Origin of the sequence: Mycobacterium sp. (assembly GCF_035499775.1) — a bacterium.
Lineage (GTDB): Bacteria > Actinomycetota > Actinomycetes > Mycobacteriales > Mycobacteriaceae > Mycobacterium.
On the sequence record NZ_DATJYB010000504.1, the window covers coordinates 1 to 2,595 of the forward strand.

The 2,595-nt window shown below is 65.2% G+C and carries 3 protein-coding genes and 2 pseudogenes; 4 read left to right on the top strand and 1 reads right to left on the bottom strand.

Annotated features, from left to right (window positions below; genetic code table 11):
* A partial coding sequence (locus tag VML93_RS30900) for an SWIM zinc finger family protein (RefSeq protein ID WP_325616439.1) occupies positions 1 to 692 on the top strand: 692 nt, incomplete at its 5' end.
* On the opposite strand, the gene VML93_RS30905 is transcribed toward VML93_RS30900, so the two are convergent.
* Complete coding sequence (locus VML93_RS30905; protein WP_325616441.1) at positions 687 to 920, bottom strand: hypothetical protein; 234 nt, start codon at positions 918 to 920, stop codon at positions 687 to 689. The genes VML93_RS30900 and VML93_RS30905 overlap by 6 nt on opposite strands.
* A gap of 160 nt (positions 921 to 1,080) precedes the next feature.
* Between VML93_RS30905 and VML93_RS30910 the strand changes: the two are divergent.
* The 3 genes and pseudogenes from VML93_RS30910 to VML93_RS30920 form a co-directional block, all read left to right on the top strand.
* Positions 1,081 to 1,429, top strand: a pseudogene (locus tag VML93_RS30910) (long-chain fatty acid--CoA ligase); the annotation flags it as partial.
* Between the two features lie 279 nt (positions 1,430 to 1,708).
* Positions 1,709 to 2,146, top strand: a pseudogene (locus VML93_RS30915) (DUF5994 family protein); the annotation flags it as partial.
* Between the two features lie 126 nt (positions 2,147 to 2,272).
* A partial coding sequence (locus VML93_RS30920; RefSeq protein ID WP_325616443.1) for a WS/DGAT domain-containing protein occupies positions 2,273 to 2,595 on the top strand: 323 nt, incomplete at its 3' end.

Consider the following 2,595-nt stretch of genomic DNA (forward strand, 5'->3'; position numbering starts at 1 on the left):
ACTATGTCCGGTATGTCCGAGGGTTGCGGGCGGCAGCCCCGAGAGCCTGCGCGTCGGTCCAGGCCAAGCGGGTGTACGCAGTGGAGCTCGACTGGTCCGGTCCGCAGCCTGACGGTTACTGCACGTGCCCGCACGCTGCCAACGGTCACTTCTGCAAGCACCTGGTCGCGGTCGGACTCGCCGTGATCGACAGCGGCGCCGTCCACGATGCCACTCGGTTGGCATCGTCGCTGGAAGCGACCGTGCAAGCGATGGACGTCGACGAGCTTCGCGAACTCGTCATGATCCTTGCGCAGCGCGACGGCGAACTGCGCCGCATGCTGGAGGTTCGCGCCACCGCCGGATCCGGTAGCGACACCACCGCCAAAGCCGAGTTCGAAGCCCAGGTGCGAAACGCTCTGGAATTCCGCGGATTTGTCGACTATCGCGAGTCCTACATGGTCGCGGAAGGCGCCAGCCAAGTACTCGACGAACTTGAGATCCACCTCAATGAAGGGTCCGCCGAAATCGTGCGGCCTGCCCTACTGTGCGCGTTGACCCTGCTGCGCACGATCAGCGAGCATTCTGACGACTCGTCGGGGGTGATCGGCGGTGCATGTGAGCGGGCTGCCGAGCTGTACGCGCAGGCATGCCGACTGGGTGAACCAGGGGTGGCAGGCTCCGGTTCGCCGCAATCTAAGACGTTGTCATGATGCTTTGGCGTATCTGCGGACTAAGTCATCCTCGGCGAACGTGCTCGTGCGCTGTAGGCCGCTGTCGTCGCGGCCAAAAAATGTCCACCGCCGCGGAGTTGTCTGCGGCCCACTGATCATCTTGACGGTCAGGCGCCGTTGGGTGGGACGCAGCGTGCCGATGATGTCACCGACCCGGATCTGCGACGGATGGATCTGGGGTGCATCGCACCAGTTCTCGATGGCCATGCACCCGTCCTCACGTTGTTGCCCTCACCCTACCCGCAACCCGCGTCTATCACTGACGGGGGCCGTCGCCAGGCGCTGCCCTCATTACCCGGGGCAGCGCGAGGACTTTGTTGCGATGTGGCAACGATAGGGTTGATCCGGGCGCGGCGGTTCGGTCGACGTCGTGGTCTGCGGCCGCGCCAAGGACGTGATCATTATGGCCGGAGGCAGCATCTACGCCACCGACTTCGGACGTGCTGCCGGGCGCGTCGCCGATGTACGCGCAGGCTGTGTGGCAGCTGTCCGACTCGACGCCGGCCATTCCCGGGAATCGTTTGCCGTGGCCGTGGAATCAAACCACGCCGACGACCCCGCGCGGGTCCGGCGCATCAAGCATGAGGGTGGATCATGAAGTCGTCACCGAAGTCGTGGCCGGCCGCGCAACGTGGTGGTACTGGCCCCGGGTGCGATCCCCAAGACACCATCGGGCAAGCTGCGCCGCGCTTAACGCTCTGTCGCTGGTTACCTGAGCGACCCACACGGCCGCCGGTGGCGTAGCGTCACATACGAGCCGTTTCGTTGTCAGCGGTGGTCCACCGCGACGGGCGCGGATGACATCCACGGGCAATGTGATTCCTCCGCCCGTCCCGCGCCCGTGGGGCCGACGCCGCTGACCGTGAAGGAACCACCCCATTGGGTCGTACAGCCCCAACTATCGCCCAACAACCGGACACTCCTAGTCCAGCCATTACGCACGCGTACACCACCATGATCAACGGGCGCGCGAAGCACCGGCCGCGGCACCTCCGATGATTTATCCGATCGGAGGCCGACGCAACGCCAATCCTGTCCGGCTGACGGTAGCGCGCGAGCTCGGCCGCGACATCGACGGCGCGTGGTGGCCGCGTGCAGACCGCATCACCAACGAATTACCCGAGCTTGTCGCGATCCTGACTCCCTTGCTCGGAGACATCACCTCCATCAACGTCAACTGGGCAGCACTCCAACGACCACCTGACCTCAACTGGCCAGGATGGCAACACAAACGCCAGCATGTCATGACCGTCAACGGCACGCATGCCTGCGCTAACCTGCTGATCATCTCTTACGCGACCCACAGCGCGCTGGCCCTCATGGTGCTGCGCTGCGCCGCGAACCTACCCATTGATGCCGCTGACCGCGACAAACCCGCATTCCTCACCGCGGGCTCGATCCTCCACGCCGCCCAACAACAATGCACATCCAGCCTATCGCTGACCCCGACGGACACCGATCACCGCCCCGCGGGCTCGGCTGCACGCTTACCGCGCAATCATTGCAGGGCGCAGCGCACTTAGCCCAATCGGAAATCCGGCGACTCACGCAAGAACAGCATGCAGGCGCTGCCAGGCGAGGCGCAGTATCCCTACACACTCGCGGCCACGAGTGGTATCGCCCTCGGCCAGCTCACACGGCTCGACGCGCTCGGTCCGCCGATGTTCAGTCTCGTCATCTCCAACGTGCCGGGCGCCGCGCACTCGAAGTACCTGGCCGGTGCGAAGCTCGGGTCGCTCTACCCCATCAGTTGCGGCCGGAGGGGACCGGCGGCTGTAGCCGTCGGGGGAATCCGGCCAGGCGAACAGCGTCGCATCGGGTGGTTGTCGGTGTCGTTGCATATGGTGCGTGGTATGTCGCAGCGCCGGTTTCGCCGCACCCC